Genomic DNA, 14663 nt, shown 5'->3' with positions numbered 1-14663 from the left:
TGCTGTGCGGCACGTCGCGGGGCGGATCGGGGGCCCGCGAGCGACGACGCGCACTCAGCGGGCGGCCACCGGCACGGGTGCCACCGGGACCGGGACGGGCGGCGGTCGATGTGGCCATGGTCTCGCGGAATCGGATCGCCGCACCGCCGCGGACGCTAGCCCGCCGCGGAGTCGGCGTGCGGAACGAGCGCGTCGGCGGAGAAACCGGCGGTCGGGCCGATCACCACGATCGCGGGTGGGCGGATGCCCTCGGCGCGCACGCCGGCGGCCACTGTGCCGAGATCGGCGCGCAGCACGCGCTGCGTGCGCAGCGTGCCCTCCTGGATGACGGTGGCGGGGGTACCCGCCGGACGACCGCCCTCCAGCAGCGCGGCGGCGAATTGTTCGATCCGCTCCACCGCCATCATCAGCACCAGGGTGCCGCGCAGCCGGGCCAGTGCGGGCCAGTCCACCAGCGAATCCGGGTGATCCGGCGCGACGTGCCCGCTCACCACCACGAACTCGTGGGTGACGCCGCGATGGGTCACCGGGATACCCGCCGCGGCCGGCACCGAGATGGGACTGGTGACGCCGGGCACCACCGTGACCGGGACCCCGGCGGCCATACAGGCCTCCAGCTCCTCGTACCCGCGCCCGAACACGTACGGGTCGCCGCCCTTGAGCCGCACCACGAACTTGCCCGCCTTCGCACCTTCGATCAGCGCGTTGTTGATCGCCTCCTGCGCCATCGCCCGCCCGTACGGGATCTTGGCGGCGTCGACCACCTCGACCTCGGGCCCGAGCTCGGCGAGCAGTTCCGGCGGCGCGAGCCGGTCGGCCACCACCAGATCCGCCCTGGCCAGCAGCCGCCGTCCGCGCACGGTGATCAGGTCCGGATCACCGGGGCCACCGCCCACCAGGGCGACACCGGGCGCGATCGGCGTCGAGTCGTCGCTCACGACACCGGATTGCAGCGCTTCCAGCAACGCGTTGCGCACGGCCGCCGAGCGCCGGTGCTGCCCGCTCGCGAGCACACCGAGGGTGAGCCCGTCGTAGCGTGCGGTGGCCGGGGTGACCGCCGTGCCCAGCCGTGCCGTGTCGGCCCGCACGCAGAAGACCCGCCGCCGGGTCGCCTCGGCCACCACCGCCGCGTTGGTCTCGGGTTCGTCGGTGCACGCGATCGCGTACCAGGCGCCGTCGAGGTCGCCGTCGGCGTAATCGCGCAGCGTGACCGTGATCTGCCCGGAGCTCGCCATTCCCTCGACCGCGGGCGTGACGGCACGACTCACCACGTGGACGTCCGCGCCGGAGGCGATCAGCAGGCCCAGCCTGCGCTGCGCCACCGACCCACCGCCGACCACCACGACACGCCGTCCGTGCAGATCGAGCCCGACCAGGTAGTTCGGGTCGCCGGTGGGCTGATCTTGCGTTGCGTCTGACGTGTTCGGCACAAGTTTCGAGCCTACGGCGTGACCGTCGGGCACCGGCAATCGACCGGCACGCCCGCACGGACGACGCAACGACCACGCGGCCGGGCAAACCTACTGTGACCAGCGGTAACAAGCGATTCGGTGGTCCGCGGCGGTAGGTTGCGGTGTAGTCGTCCAGCTCGGAAAGGCGGACCGATGAAGCAGCCGACACCGGCACGACTGCTCGACGTGGCCTACGACGAGGCGCTGCGCGGGCTCGCCGAGGGCGGGATCCCGATCGGCGCCGCCCTCTTCGACGCGGGCGGCGCCCTGCTCGGGCGTGGCCGCAACCGCCGGGTGCAGTCCGGCGACCCCAGCATGCACGCCGAGACCGACGCCTTCCGCGCGGCGGGACGTCGTCGCGATTGCCGCGACACCATCATGGTCACCACGCTCTCGCCGTGCTGGTATTGCAGCGGCCTGGTCCGTCAGTTCGGCATCGGCTCGGTGGTGGTCGGGGAGTCGCAGACCTTCTCCGGCGGGCACGAATGGCTCGCCGGGCACGGCGTCGCCGTCACCGTCCTGGAAGACCGGCGCTGCATCGAACTGATGACCCGCTTCATCGCCGAGCATCCCGCGCTATGGCACGAGGACATCGGATTCGCCGACGATCTCGAGGCTTGACCCGAGCCGAGGGCGGCTCAGCGAAAATACGGATATTCCTGCACCCAATGAAAACCCCGGCTGCGCAACGGGAAGTCCTCGAGCGCGACCGAGGTCAATGCCACCGAGACCGGCTGCCCGGCGAACGTGCCCGTCAAGGTCAGCCGCTCGGGCGCGGGCCGGTCGAAGCCGAAACTGCCCAGCGGTTGCGGTCCCGCGCCGACGGCCGTCGGCGGCGCGGCCATGACAAGCGTGCGCGCGCCGGGATCGACCATGGCGAGCACCGGGACCAACTGACCGTCCATTCGTTGCACGGTCGCCCCGTCCCGGTCGAAAACGATTTTCTGCCAACGTAATTGATCGGTGCTCAACGGTGGAAGCGGTTTGCCGTCCACGCTGAAGTCGGTGACCGCCCAGATGCCGTACAGCGGAGGTTCCGGCCGCCCGGCTCCCTGTTCGTTCCACCTTTCCCAGGCGGTGTAGGCGTTCGAGAACACCAGCCACACCCCGAGCGCGATCTGCACCGCGGCCGCGATCCGGCGGGCCCGGGGCGAATGCAGCAACGGCGGTGTCGTCGACGGTCCGGTGGGCCGGTCAAGTACGAGCACGTTCGCCAGACGCCCGGCCTCCGGAACGAGCAGCACCAGGCACAGCAGCATCAGGTGGAACGACAGGATTTTCGCGGGCACGTCGTAGGTCATGTCCAGCACGAACACCTGTGTCGTGCACACCAAGGCGAGCATCGCGCCCACCAGCGCGGTGCGCGGCACGAACAGCAGCACACCGGCGAGCAGTTCTGCCGAGCCCAGCAGGATCTCGTACTGCGGCGACACCCCGATGTGGTTCCAGAGCACCGCCATCGGACTGAAGTTCCCGTAGGGCTCGAGCAATCGGCTCAGCGGTGTGGGCGGCATCTGGGTCGGGACGGCCTTCGCCATGCCGTAGGAGATCAGCTGCCCCGCCAGACACAAACGCACGAACAGCAGGAACCACGGTTGCACGGCGCGGTAATGCGGCCGCTGCCGATCCAGCACGCTCCAGAGCAGGGTTCCGAACACCGCGGCCACCAGGACGACGAACACCAGCACCCAGAAGTACGCCTGGTCACCGCTGATCGAAGCGGTGTTCGCCGCGACGGACGCGCCGAACACGCGCGTCCCGGCCCCCTCCACCACCGGACGCAGCGCGCGGGCTGCGCCGTAGTTCACCCAGTCCGGCAGCCATTCGCGGGTCAGTCCGAGGAACTCCGGGACGATCGACGGAAACACCAGGCAGAACAGTCCGAAGTACAGGAAGCCGAAACGGAACGTCACCCGGGTCGCCCCGCTCCACGGCCGGACCCCGGCGTCCTCCGCGCCGGCGGCGGCGTCTGTCCGATCCACGATCGCTTCGGTCACGGCGGCCCTCCAGTCCGAGTCGATGCAGACCGAAGGTATCGAAAAGAGCCGTGGCCGTACGGGATTTCAGCGGAAGTACGGGTATTCCTGAACGAAGTGGAATCCCCGGCCGCGCAGCGGGAAGGAATTCAGGTCCATCCGGTCCAGCGACAAGGTCACCGGCGTTCCGTTCAGCTCACCCGTCAACGACAGCGTGTCCGTACCGGGCCGGGTGAAGGTGAAGGCGCCGAGGCGGGCGGGCGGAGCGCCTGCCGACTCGGGAGCCTCCGACAGAACAATGGTGTGCGCGGCCTCGTCGACCACCGCCACGACGGGCACGAACGAGTCGTCCATCTTCTGCACGGTCGTGCCCTTGCGGTCGAAGACGAGCCGCCGCCAGCGGCCCTCGTCGGTGAGCAACGGCGGCGCCGGATGCCCGTCCCTGGTGAACTCGCCGACGGTCCAGATGCCGTAGAGCGCAGGCTTCGGCGCGCCGTCACCCGACTCGCGCCAGGTGTGCCAGCCGATGTACACACCGCCGATCAGCACCCACAGGCCCAGCGCCACTTGCGCCACCGCCGCGATCCGGTTCGCGCGGCGGGAACCGAACAGCGGCGGCTGCGCGGCCGGTTCGGACGGACGTTCCAGCACGAGCAGGTTCGCCAACCGCCCGGCCTGCGGCGCCAGCACCACCAGCGAGAGCAACAGCAAGTGGAACGAGAGAATCTTCACCGGCACGTCGTAGGTCATGTTCAGCACGAAGACCTGCGCCATGCTCACCACACAGAGCAACGCGCCCGCCGTCGCGGTGCGCGGGAGGAACAGCAGCAGGCCACCGAGCACCTCGGCCGTACCGAGGAGGATTTCGTACATGGGCGCGGCGCCGACCTGGTTCCAGAGCACCGACGCCGGGCTCATCGTCCCGTACGGTTGCAGCAGCGCGGTCAGCGAAGGCGCGGGCATCTGCGACGGAATCGCCTTGGCCAGACCGTAGAAGAGCATTTGGCCGCCCAGGCACAGCCGGATGAACACCAGGAACCAGTTGCGCAGGGCCGTGTAGTCCCGACGGCGGCGGTCGAGGATCGACCAGGCGATCGTGATCAGCGCCGCGGCGACGAGTTCGCAGAAGATCAGCAGCCAGATCGCGGCCTGGTCGCCACTGCCCGAATTCTCGTGCAAGACGGCTTCGACTCCGAAGACATGCTCGCCGACCCACCCGACCAGCGGGCTCGTCATGCGCATCTGCCACAGGATCGCGCTCTCGGGCAGCCACTTGCTCAGTATCCCGGTGAAGACGAAGAGGATCTGGGCGAACAGCAGGCAGAACAGACCGAAGTAGGCGAAGACGAAGCGGAACGCGATCCGGGCCGGCAGGCTCCACGGCCGCCGCTCGTCACCGGTTCGCGCCTCGCCGCTCGTCAGGACTTCCATTTCGACGGTACGCACACCGCTCCCCTCACAGGCCGACAGATTGGCCAGCCGAAAGTATCCGACCAGGTCATGGGATGACCTCCGGGAAAACCCTGGATTTCCGAGTACTTCTTTCGGCCTACATGCCGCCGCACCGAGCGGCGCCGGGATTCGTTCCCGGTTCCGGCCCGTCAATAACTAGAACGCGTTACAGTCGCGTATCCCGGCGCACCGCCAGCGGTGCACCCGGGCCGCACGTGTCAGGAGGACAATGATGACCGACGATCCGGACCCGGCACAGCGACAGCAGCTGACCGTCAGCGAACGCGACCTGGACACGCTCGCCGGATCTTTGGCGCGCTGGCTGAACACGAAGGTCGCCGCGGACGAGTTGCCGCGCATCTCGGATCTGTCGCGTCCGCAGTCCGGCGGCATGTCCAGCACCTCGATCCTGTTCGACGCCGAATGGAGCACCGGGGGTCGGGCGGAGCGCGGGTCGTTCGTGGCGCGGATGGCGCCCGAGGCCGGATCGTTCCCGGTCTTCGAGACCTACGACCTGACCACCCAGTACCAGGTGATGGCCGGCGTCGCCGCGGCCACCGACGTGCCGGTGCCGGGCCTGTGCTGGCTGGAGAACGACGAAAAGCCGCTCGGCGCACCGTTCTTCGTCATGCGCCGGGTGGACGGACGGGTGCCGACGGACAACCCGCCGTACGTGTTCATCGGCTGGCTGTTCGATGCCGATCCCGCCGACCGCCTTCGGCTCACCCACAACACCGTCGAGGTGATCGCGAAGGTCCACGGCATCCCCGACCCGGCGGCGCACTTCCCGATGCTGAGCGGGCCGGGCGACTCGCTGCGCAGGCATGTCGCCGCGCAGCGCTCCTGGTACCGGTGGGGGCTCGCGGACGACGGCTACGAGATCCCACTCATCGAGCGGAGTTTCACCTGGCTGGAGGAGCACTGGCCCGCCGACCCGGGCCCGGATGTGCTCACTTGGGGCGACGCCCGCCCGGGCAACATCATCTACCGCGAATTCGACCCGGTGGCGGTGCTGGACTGGGAGATGGCCGCCCTCGGGCCGCGGGAACTCGACCTGGGGTGGGTGATCTTCATCCACCGGTTCTTCCAGGACCTGGCCACCCGCTTCGGGCAGCCGGGGCTCCCCGATTTCCTCCGCCGCGACGACGTGGTGTCGAAATACGAGGAGCTGACCGGCTACTCGGTGCGCGATCTCGATTTCTACATCGTGTACGCCGCGCTGCGGCACGCGATCGTGATGGCGCGGGTGAAACGCAGGATGATCCACTTCGGCGAGGACACCGACACGCCGGACCGCGACGACTACGTCATGCACCGGGCAAGCCTGGAAGCGCTGCTCGACGGAACCTACGAATGGGACTGATCATGCCTGTGCCCTTGGACGAGTACCCGATCCACCAGACCCCGTTGTCGCTGGCGCGGGTGGCCAGTAGCGATCGGAACTTCTACGACCGCAGCTACTTCAACGCCCACGACCGCGACGGCGGCACGTTTTTGATCACCGGTCTCGGCGTGTACCCCAACCTCGGGGTGACCGACGCCTACGCCGCCGTCCGGCGCGGCGACACGGTGCGCGCGGTGCGCTTCTCCGACGCGCTCGGCGACCGGAGCCTCGACCAGCGCGTCGGCGGCTACCGGGTCGAAGTGATCGAACCGCTGCGGCGCATCCGGGTGGTCTGCGAGCACGACGATCTCGGCTTCGACCTGACCTGGAGCGGGGCCTTCCCCGCCGTGCAGGAACAACCGCACCTGATCCTCGCGGGCAACCGGCCGATCATCGACGCGTCCCGATTCGCACAGGTCGGGTCGTGGGCGGGAACGCTGCGTGTGGACGGCGACGACATCACGGTCGACCCGGCGGTGTGGACCGGGACCAGGGATCGCTCGTGGGGCATCCGCCCGGTCGGCGAGACCGAGCCGCCAGGACGCGCGGCCGCCGAGCCCCCGGGCGGATTCTGGTGGCTGTACGTGCCGCTGCGGTTCGACGACTTCGCCGTCGTGGTCATCGTGCAGGAGGAGCCGGACGGCAGGCGCACCCTCAACGACGCGACCCGGATCTGGCCGGACGGACGCACCGAACAGCTCGGCTGGCCCCGCATCGCCATCGACTATCGTTCCGGCACCAGGCTTCCCGTCGGGGCGCGACTGGAGCTGACCACGCCGGACGGCAAACCCCTGGAGATCGAGATCACGCCGGGCACGGGCGTTCCCTTGCACGTCGGCTGCGGCTACGGCGGCGATCCCGATTGGCAGCACGGCCAGTGGAAGGGCCGCGACTGGTCCTCCTCCAGCCGCTACGACCTCACCGATCCGGGGATCGCCGCCCGCATCCCCTACGGCGTCACCGACCACGTGGCCCGCGCCCGCTGCGGCGACGCCGAAGGCTGGGGCCTGTTCGAGCACGCCAGCATCGGCCGCCACGACCCGACCGGCTTCGCCGACTGGGGCTCGGTCGCACCCTGAAACAGGGGCCGGAGCGGCCCTCGCGTGGGTGCTGCGCGCCGCCGCGTCAACGGACCGGGACGGCGGTCGCCTCGCCGCCGGAGCATCCCGAGCACCTTGTGGGATCTTCCGCCAGGAGCGAGTGTTCAGCGGTGCCGGCGCCGCATTCGCGCAGTGACCGGCCTGCGGGGCGACCATCCCAATGACCCCGTCCGGAGGTCGTTCATACGTCGAGACGCGGGCGGACCTCGCGATCCGTGAGTTCCACTCGCGCGGTCGGCCGCGCAGGCGCATCGGGGCTGACGAGGTGCAGTCGGTGCACATCGCTCGGTCGGGAGCCAAGTAGACGGCCCGCATCCATGCGGCGATCGTGCGGAAGTCCGTGCAACCGGTCGAACGGCTCTACCGCTCGTACAGCGCTGCCGCGAGCACCACGCCGTGCAGGACGTGCTTGGGCAGCACCAGCGGCCCGCCTTCGGCGGCGAGCAGCGCCGCGGCCTCCGCGACGCTTGCCGTGCCGATGGCGGCACGCGTCCGGTCTCCCGGGTTCGGGACGGTGATCGCCGCCAGTTCGTCGGCGGAGTAGGACCGTAGCGGCACCCGGAGGTCAGCGGCGACCGTGCGCAGTCCGGGTTCGGCGGAGCGCTGCGTGATGGTGGCGAGGCACACGATCCGATGGTCGCCCACGCCCTCGTGCAGTGCAGCGCGAATCGTGCGGGCCGAAGTGAGCGGTCGCAGGCCGATGCCGACGACGACCTCAGCGGACGGCACGGGAACTCGCGAAACGGGCTGTCTCCGTGACGAATCGACGTACCGCCCGGGGATTCCCCGCCGGATGGGTATGCAGGTACGAGGCATGCACGTTGCCGCTGAGGGCCCCTTCCTGGACGCGTTCTCCCGCGCTTCCGCGCCATCCCCACGCCGGATTCCGTGGGGGCGCGGACACCAGGCGCGTGCGGTGGAATTCGTGCCCACGGACCCGTTCCCCGGCCCGCCACAACGGCGAGTCGGCGAGCGCGACGGCGTCTCGGTAACCGAGCGTCAGGCGCGGCCCGAACGCGGCGTCGGCCTCCACCACCCCGGCCATCGGGTGCCCGTCCAGCGAACGGGTCAGATACAGCAGCCCGGCGCATTCGGCATGAACCGGCATCCCGTCGCGGGCGGCTTCGGCCAACGCCCGCAACAGGCCGGAATTGGCGGCCAGCGCCGCGGCGTGCTCCTCTGGGAAGCCACCTGGCAGCACCAATCCCGCTGTCCCGGCGGGCAATTCGTCGTGCAGCGGATCGAAGACGACCACTTGCGCCCCCGCGGCCGTCAGCAACTCGCGGTGCTCGGCATAGCCGAACGTGAACGCCGGGCCACCCGCCACGGCGATCAGCGGACCCTCCCGATCGGCGGGGCCACCGATGACGATCGCGCCGTCCGCGCTTTCGACGGCTCGCGAGAAACCACCAGGCTCCGTGGAGACGCGCGAGTCCCGATCACCGGCGGCAAATGTCGACGCCACCATGTCACCGGCTTCACCGAGCGACGCCGCGGTGTCCTCTACCCCTTCGAGCCCACGCACGGCCGCGACGGGATCCCACGCGGGTCCCGCCACCGACGAGCGAGCAAGTGCGGCGACGGCGCGCAGGTCCACATGCGCGGCGACGAGGTCCGTCATCGCCGCCACCGCCGCTGTCGCGGCCGAACCGTGTTCCACGGCCGGGATCAAGCCGAGATGCCGGGAGGGCACCTCGAGTTCGGCTAGGCGCGGCAACGACCCGAGCACCGGCAACCCGACGCGATCGCAGGCGGCGCGCAGCACTTGCTCGTGCCGTTCGCTGCCGACCCGATTCAGGATCACACCGCCGAGCCGGACGCCGCTGTCGAAGGTCGCGAATCCGTGCAGCAGCGCCGCCAGGCTCTGGCTGTGCCCGCGCGCGTCGACCACCAGCACCACCGGCGCCCCGAGCAGGGCCGCGACCTGCGCCGTCGAACCCTCCGCCACCGCACCGGAATAGTGTTCGTCGATCCGCCCGTCGAACAGCCCCATCACGCCCTCGACCACGGCGAGATCGCACCCCCGCGCGCCGTGCTGGTACAACGGCACAACCCGTTCCTCCCCCACCAGCACCGGATCCAGATTTCTCCCCGGCCGCCCCGCCGCCAACCCGTGATATCCCGGATCGATGTAATCCGGCCCCACCTTGAACGGCGCCACCCGATGCCCCACCCGGCGCAACGCCCCCACCAATCCGGTCGCCACCGTCGTCTTCCCGCTCCCCGACGCCGGCGCCGCCACCACAACGGCTCTCATCCCCGCCTCCGCTTCGCGAATGGCACACCCTCGTGCGGCCCTCTCGCGATTCGCCGCGGCCATGTGCCACTCGCGGAAATCACCATTCGATGCCTCGTTGGCCTTTGCGGCCCGCATCCATGGGGTGTTTGAGTTTGGTCATTTCGGTGACCAGGTCGGCGGCTTCGAGGAGGGGTTGGGGAGCGTCGCGGCCGGTGATGACGACGTGTTGGTTTCCGGGGCGGGTGCGGAGGGTTTCGACTACTTCGGCGGTGTCCACCCAGCCCCATTTGAGGGGGTAGGTGAATTCGTCGAGGACGTAGAAACGGTGTTGTTCGGTTTTCAGGCGGCGGGCGATCTCCTGCCAGCCCGCCAGCGCGGCCGCGGCGTGGTCGTCTTCGGTGCCCTGCTTGCGGGTCCAGGACCAGCCCTCGCCCATCTTGTGCCATTCGACCGGCCCGCCCGCGCCGGTCTGCTCGTGCAGTGTGCCGAGAGCGCGGAAGGCGGCTTCCTCCCCGACCTTCCACTTGGCGCTCTTCACGAATTGGAACACCGCGACGTCGAAACCTTGGTTCCAGGCCCGCAGCGCCATCCCGAACGCGGCCGTCGACTTGCCCTTGCCCGGCCCCGTGTGCACGGCGAGCACCGGCTGGTTGCGCCGCTGCCGCGTGGTCAGCCCGTCGTCGGGAACGGTCTCGGGAACACCCTTGGGCATCGAAACTCCTTGCTCTCGGATCACTCCGACCTACAGCGTGTCCTGGCCGGAAGCCACGACCTCACGCAACCGGCACGAACCGAAGGGGCGCGTGCTCGTTCGACCGATCGCGCCGCCCACCAGGCGAGTGCCGCCGAGCGGCTCGCAGCGGACACACCGATCGAAAGTCGTGCTCACGCCGCTCGAGCCGCACCGCTCGGGCGTGCGGAACTCGACCGCACGACATCGGCGACCGAATCGTCGGTCAGCTCGGCCAACCGCAGATATCCGCCGCGCAGGTCGCGAGCCAGATCCGCGGCGAGACCGAGGCGGATCATGCCGCGTTCGCAGTCGACCACGATCGAGGTGACCGCGTCCCTGGCGAGCAAGCGGGCCGCGGCGCGGGCGCGGGGAACCGGGTCCGCGCCGCCGGTGGCGCGACCGTCGGTGAGCAGCACCAGCATGGGCCTGCGGCGCGGATCCCGCACCCGCTCGCGCAGCACGATCTCGCGCGCCTTCAGCAGGCCGGCGGCCAGCGGCGTCTTCCCGCCCGTGCGCATCCCGGACAACCGGCGCACCGCGATGTCGACCGACGAGGTGGGCGGCAGCACGAGTTCGGCCTCCGCACCCCGCACGGTGACGACGGCGACCTTGTCACGGCGCTGGTAGGCATCGCGCAGCAGCGTGACGACCGCGCCGGTGACCGCGGACAACCGGTCGCGGGCGGCCATCGAGCCGGACGCGTCGACGACGAACACGACCAGATTCCCCTCGCGGCCTTCCCGATACGCACCACGGAGGTCCTCGGCGGCCAGCCGCAACGGCCCGGCGGCCCGCCCGCGCGCATGCTGATGCGGCGCGGCCGCGAACACGGTGCCGAGCAGGTGCAGCCCCGAGGCGGTGTCGGTGCTGGAACGCACCGCTCGCCCGTGCCGGGACTCCGCGCGTGAGCGGCGCCCCGGAGCGCCCTCGCCGACTCCGGGCACTTCCCAGCGCGGTGTCCGCGCACCAGCGGAAACCGGTGTGCCGGTGCGGCCTTCACCCGAACGGCCGCCGCCCGGACCGTCCGGCGGCGACGGGTCTTCATGACCTCCGCCAGGACCTTCCGGCGGTAGGGGGTCGTCCGGGTCGTCCCCCGGATGAGCCCGTCTTTCGTCGTCCGTCACCGCACCGTCGGCCTCCCCGGTGTCCTGCTGCGCGGACGACGGCTGCTCGCGTTGCGCCTCCGCGGCGGCGTCGCGCATGGCGTCGTCGAGCTGTTGCTCGCTGATGCCGGGCTCGTCGAACGGATCGCGCCTGCGCCGGTGCGGCAACGCCAGTTCGGCGGCCACCCGCACGTCGTCCTCGGTCACCGCGTCGCCGCCGCGCCATGCGGCATGCGCTGTCGCGGTGCGCGCGACGACCAGGTCGGCGCGCATGCCGTCGACGTCGAACGCGGCGCACAGCGCGGCGATCCGGCGCAGCTCCACATCGTCGAGCGCCACCTGTCCCAGCCGGTCGCGAGCGGCGAGAATCCGTTCGGCCACTTCCCGGTCGGCCTCGGCGTACCCCGCGGCGAATCGGGCCGGGTCGGCCTCGTAGTCCAGCCTGCGGCGCACCACGGCCATGCGCACGTCCACGTCCCGGGAGGCGGCCACGTCCACGGTCAGGCCGAATCGGTCCAGCAGCTGGGGACGCAGCTCGCCCTCTTCTGGATTCATGGTGCCTACCAGAACGAATCGCGCGGGGTGCGAATGCGACACACCGTCGCGCTCGATGTGCACCCGGCCCATCGCCGCGGCGTCCAGCAGCACGTCCACCAGATGGTCGTGCAGCAGATTGACCTCGTCGACGTACAGCACACCGTGATGGGCGGCGGCCAGCAGGCCGGGACGGAACGCCTGCTCCCCGTCGCGCAGCACTCGCTCCAAGTCCAGCGAGCCGACCACGCGGTCCTCGGTCGCGCCCACCGGCAACTCCACCAAGCGAGCGGGCCGTGCGCCGGTCTCGTCCACCACCGGCGGCAGCAACTGCGCCAGCGCGCGCACAACGGTCGATTTCGCGGTGCCCTTCTCGCCGCGCACCAGCACGCCGCCGATACCGGGATGCACCGCGCAGAGAATCAGCGCCAGTTGCAGCCGTTCCTGCCCGACCACCGCCGAGAAGGGAAATCCCGCCTCACCGTCCGAGGTGGAAAGTGTTCGGCCGCGCTGATCGGACGTAGGCACTGTTTCGGCATGGGACAGGGACACGCCCCAACTCTAAGGGCGCGCCCGCACCCATCCGACAGGGCCCTTCGATTCAGAACCGATGCGGGCGGGCCCCGAAAGCGCCGCACCCGCCCCGGAGACTTCCGGAGCGGGTGCGAATGGCGGATGGAGTGGCTACTCGCCTCCCCTGCGCATCGGCACGTGCGCGATGCCGTCTTCCTCGAACTCCGGGCCGTCGACCTTGAAGCCGTGCTTGGTGTACAGGTCGATCAGGTAGCTCTGCGCGCTCAGTCGCACCGTCGCCGAGCCCACCTCGGCCAGCGCCGCCTGCAGCAGTCGCGTGGTGTACCCGTGTCCGCGAGCGGGAGCCGCGGTGCAGAGCCTGCCGATGCGGAAGCTCTTCACACCGTCGCGGTGCTCTTCGCACAACCGCAGCGTGGCGATGACCTCGCCCTCGTCATCGAGCCAGAAGTGCCGAGTCTCGGGAAGCAGGTCCTTCCCGTCCAGTTCGGGGTACGCGCACTTCTGTTCGACGACGAAGACTTCGACGCGAAGTTTCAACAGCTGGTAGAGCGTCGCGGTATCGAGATCCTGCGCCCAGGAGCGTTTGAGAGCAACCGTTGACATCATCGCGCCTTGCTATCACAACCTAGGCGTTCGCCGCGACCCCTGCACGTCTCGGCGTGTTGTCGCCGCCGTCGACGAGGTTGAGCGCCTTGGAGGTCCAATCCCACACTTCGTGGAACAGCGCCGGGTCCTCCGAGAGCTTGATGCCCAGCGAGGGCACCATCTCCTTCAGCTTCGGCGTCCATTCCGCGTACTCCTGCGGGAAGCACCGCTGCAGCACGTCCAGCATGGCGGTCACGCAGGTGGAGGCGCCCGGGGACGCACCGAGCAGGCCGGCGATCGTGCCGTCCTGGGCCGCGATCACGGCGGTGCCGAACTCGAGCACGCCACCCGCGCCCTTGCGCCGGATCACCTGCACGCGCTGGCCCGCGGTGATCAGTTCCCAGTCCTTGGCCTCGGCGCGCGGGATGAACTCCGACAGGGTGATCACCTTGCCCGCCTCCGACTTCAGCAGCTCGCTGACCAGGTACTTGGTCAAGCCGAGTTCGGTGACGCCGACGCCGAGCAGCGAGAAGATGTTGTTCGGCCGCACCGACTTGAACAGGTCGGTGTTCTTGCCGTCCTTGAGGAACTTCGGCGTCCAGCCCGCGTACGGGCCGAACAGCAGGCCCGGCTTGCCCTTGATGACGCGAGTGTCCAAGTGCGGCACCGACATCGGCGGAGCGCCGACCGCGGCCTTGCCGTACACCTTGGCCTCGTGCTGGTTGATCAGTGCCGGGTTCACGCAGCGGAAGAACTGACCGCTCACCGGGAACCCGCCGAAGCCCTTCGCTTCCTTGATATTCGCCTTCTGCAGTAGCGGCAGCGCGCCGCCGCCCGCGCCGACGAAGACGAATTTGCTGTTCAGCGTGCGACTTTCACGGGTGCGTACATTGCGGACCGTGACCAGCCAGGAGCCGTCGGACTGCTTGGACAGGTCACGCACCTCGTGCCCGAAGGCCAGGTCGGCGCCGGAGGCGCCGAGGTAGGCGAGCAGTTCCTGGGTGAGCGAGCCGAAGTCGATGTCTGTGCCGCCGTCGGTCCAGTTCAACGCGATCGGATCGGAGAAGTCGCGCCCGCGCGCCATCAGCGGCAGGCGGCGGGAGAACTCGTCGGGGCTGTCGATGTACTCCATGCCCTCGAACAGCGGGTGCGGCGCCAGCGCCTCGTACCGCTTGCGCAGGTACTGCACGTCGTCGGCGCCGTGCACGAAGCTGACGTGCGGGATGGGGTTGATGAAGCCGGACGGATCGCCCAGGATGCCGTTCTCCACGCCGTAGGACCAGAACTGGCGGGAGACCTGGAAGCGCTCGTTGATGTCGACGGCCTTGGTGATGTCCACCGAGCCGTCGGGCCGCTGCGGGCTGTAGTTCAGCTCGCACAGCGCCGAGTGTCCGGTGCCCGCGTTGTTCCACGGATCGCTGCTCTCCGCGGCGGCGGCGTCGAGCCGCTCGAACAGGGAGATCGACCAGTCCGGCTGCAGCTGCCGCAGCAGCGCGCCGAGGGTGGCACTCATGATGCCGGCACCGATGAGTACTACATCGGTCTTTTCAGTCATGGCAGCGTTCGGCACGG

Annotated in this window: 12 protein-coding genes; 3 read left to right on the top strand and 9 right to left on the bottom strand. The window is 69.8% G+C overall.

Annotated features, from left to right (window positions below; translation table 11 throughout):
- Nucleotides 1–155 precede the first annotated feature (155 nt).
- Nucleotides 156–1430 carry a uroporphyrinogen-III C-methyltransferase gene (gene cobA, locus ACWEO7_RS21500; RefSeq protein ID WP_452425568.1) on the bottom strand — a complete coding sequence of 425 codons (1275 nt, stop codon included), beginning with the start codon at nt 1428–1430 and terminating at the stop codon, nt 156–158.
- 198 nt (nt 1431–1628) lie between these two features.
- Between cobA and ACWEO7_RS21495 the strand changes: the two genes are divergently transcribed.
- Nucleotides 1629–2072 carry a nucleoside deaminase gene (locus tag ACWEO7_RS21495; protein WP_452425599.1) on the top strand — a complete coding sequence of 148 codons (444 nt, stop codon included), beginning with the start codon at nt 1629–1631 and terminating at the stop codon, nt 2070–2072.
- 17 nt (nt 2073–2089) lie between these two features.
- On the opposite strand, the gene ACWEO7_RS21490 is transcribed toward ACWEO7_RS21495, so the two are convergent.
- Nucleotides 2090–3448 (bottom strand): DoxX family protein, encoded by a 1359-nt coding sequence (locus tag ACWEO7_RS21490; protein WP_452425566.1) that lies wholly within the window; start codon nt 3446–3448, stop codon nt 2090–2092.
- A 66-nt stretch (nt 3449–3514) separates the two neighbouring features.
- Nucleotides 3515–4873 carry a DoxX family protein gene (locus tag ACWEO7_RS21485; protein WP_452425564.1) on the bottom strand — a complete coding sequence of 453 codons (1359 nt, stop codon included), beginning with the start codon at nt 4871–4873 and terminating at the stop codon, nt 3515–3517.
- A 238-nt stretch (nt 4874–5111) separates the two neighbouring features.
- Between ACWEO7_RS21485 and ACWEO7_RS21480 the strand changes: the two genes are divergently transcribed.
- Both ACWEO7_RS21480 and ACWEO7_RS21475 read left to right on the top strand, forming a co-directional pair.
- Entirely contained in the window at nt 5112–6242 is a 1131-nt protein-coding gene (locus ACWEO7_RS21480) for a phosphotransferase family protein (protein WP_452425562.1), read from the top strand.
- Nucleotides 6243–6244: 2 nt separating this feature from the next.
- Complete coding sequence (locus tag ACWEO7_RS21475) at nt 6245–7342, top strand: hypothetical protein (protein WP_452425560.1); 1098 nt, start codon at nt 6245–6247, stop codon at nt 7340–7342.
- Between the two features lie 381 nt (nt 7343–7723).
- Here ACWEO7_RS21475 and ACWEO7_RS21470 read toward each other — a convergent pair whose 3' ends face one another.
- The 6 genes from ACWEO7_RS21470 to mqo all read right to left on the bottom strand — a co-directional run bounded on the left by ACWEO7_RS21470 (nt 7724) and on the right by mqo (nt 14646).
- The gene (locus ACWEO7_RS21470) at nt 7724–8092 is read right to left on the bottom strand and encodes a cobalamin biosynthesis protein (RefSeq protein WP_452425558.1); all 369 of its coding nucleotides are present in this window, start codon (nt 8090–8092) and stop codon (nt 7724–7726) included.
- The gene (locus ACWEO7_RS21465) at nt 8079–9620 is read right to left on the bottom strand and encodes a cobyrinate a,c-diamide synthase (protein WP_452425556.1); all 1542 of its coding nucleotides are present in this window, start codon (nt 9618–9620) and stop codon (nt 8079–8081) included. The genes ACWEO7_RS21470 and ACWEO7_RS21465 overlap by 14 nt, the downstream gene beginning before the upstream one ends.
- Nucleotides 9621–9699: 79 nt before the next feature.
- On the bottom strand, nt 9700–10314 hold the full coding sequence (cobO, locus tag ACWEO7_RS21460; RefSeq protein ID WP_450019181.1) for a cob(I)yrinic acid a,c-diamide adenosyltransferase: 615 nt from the start codon (nt 10312–10314) through the stop codon (nt 9700–9702).
- Nucleotides 10315–10487: 173 nt separating this feature from the next.
- Nucleotides 10488–12500, bottom strand: coding sequence for a VWA domain-containing protein (locus ACWEO7_RS21455; RefSeq protein WP_452425597.1), 2013 nt, complete (start codon nt 12498–12500; stop codon nt 10488–10490).
- A gap of 156 nt (nt 12501–12656) precedes the next feature.
- Nucleotides 12657–13112, bottom strand: coding sequence for a GNAT family N-acetyltransferase (locus ACWEO7_RS21450; protein WP_379251410.1), 456 nt, complete (start codon nt 13110–13112; stop codon nt 12657–12659).
- A gap of 19 nt (nt 13113–13131) precedes the next feature.
- Nucleotides 13132–14646 (bottom strand): malate dehydrogenase (quinone), encoded by a 1515-nt coding sequence (gene mqo, locus ACWEO7_RS21445; RefSeq protein ID WP_452425554.1) that lies wholly within the window; start codon nt 14644–14646, stop codon nt 13132–13134.
- Between the last annotated feature and the right edge of the window lie 17 nt (nt 14647–14663).

It is taken from the genome of Nocardia sp. NPDC004260 (assembly GCF_053603155.1).
The sequence above is the reverse complement of the archived record's forward strand: the minus strand, read 5'-3'. Positions and strand labels throughout refer to the sequence as shown.

Excerpts from the sequence above, each read along its gene's own strand:
- ACWEO7_RS21475 (WP_452425560.1), top strand. The coding sequence starts at position 6,245 with ATGCCTGTGCCCTTGGACGAGTACCCGATCCACCAGACCCCGTTGTCG.
- ACWEO7_RS21465 (WP_452425556.1), bottom strand. The coding sequence starts at position 9,620 with ATGAGAGCCGTTGTGGTGGCGGCGCCGGCGTCGGGGAGCGGGAAGACG.
- mqo (WP_452425554.1), bottom strand. The coding sequence starts at position 14,646 with ATGACTGAAAAGACCGATGTAGTACTCATCGGTGCCGGCATCATGAGT.
- ACWEO7_RS21480 (WP_452425562.1), top strand. The coding sequence starts at position 5,112 with ATGACCGACGATCCGGACCCGGCACAGCGACAGCAGCTGACCGTCAGC.
- cobO (WP_450019181.1), bottom strand. The coding sequence starts at position 10,314 with ATGCCCAAGGGTGTTCCCGAGACCGTTCCCGACGACGGGCTGACCACG.
- ACWEO7_RS21450 (WP_379251410.1), bottom strand. The coding sequence starts at position 13,112 with ATGATGTCAACGGTTGCTCTCAAACGCTCCTGGGCGCAGGATCTCGAT.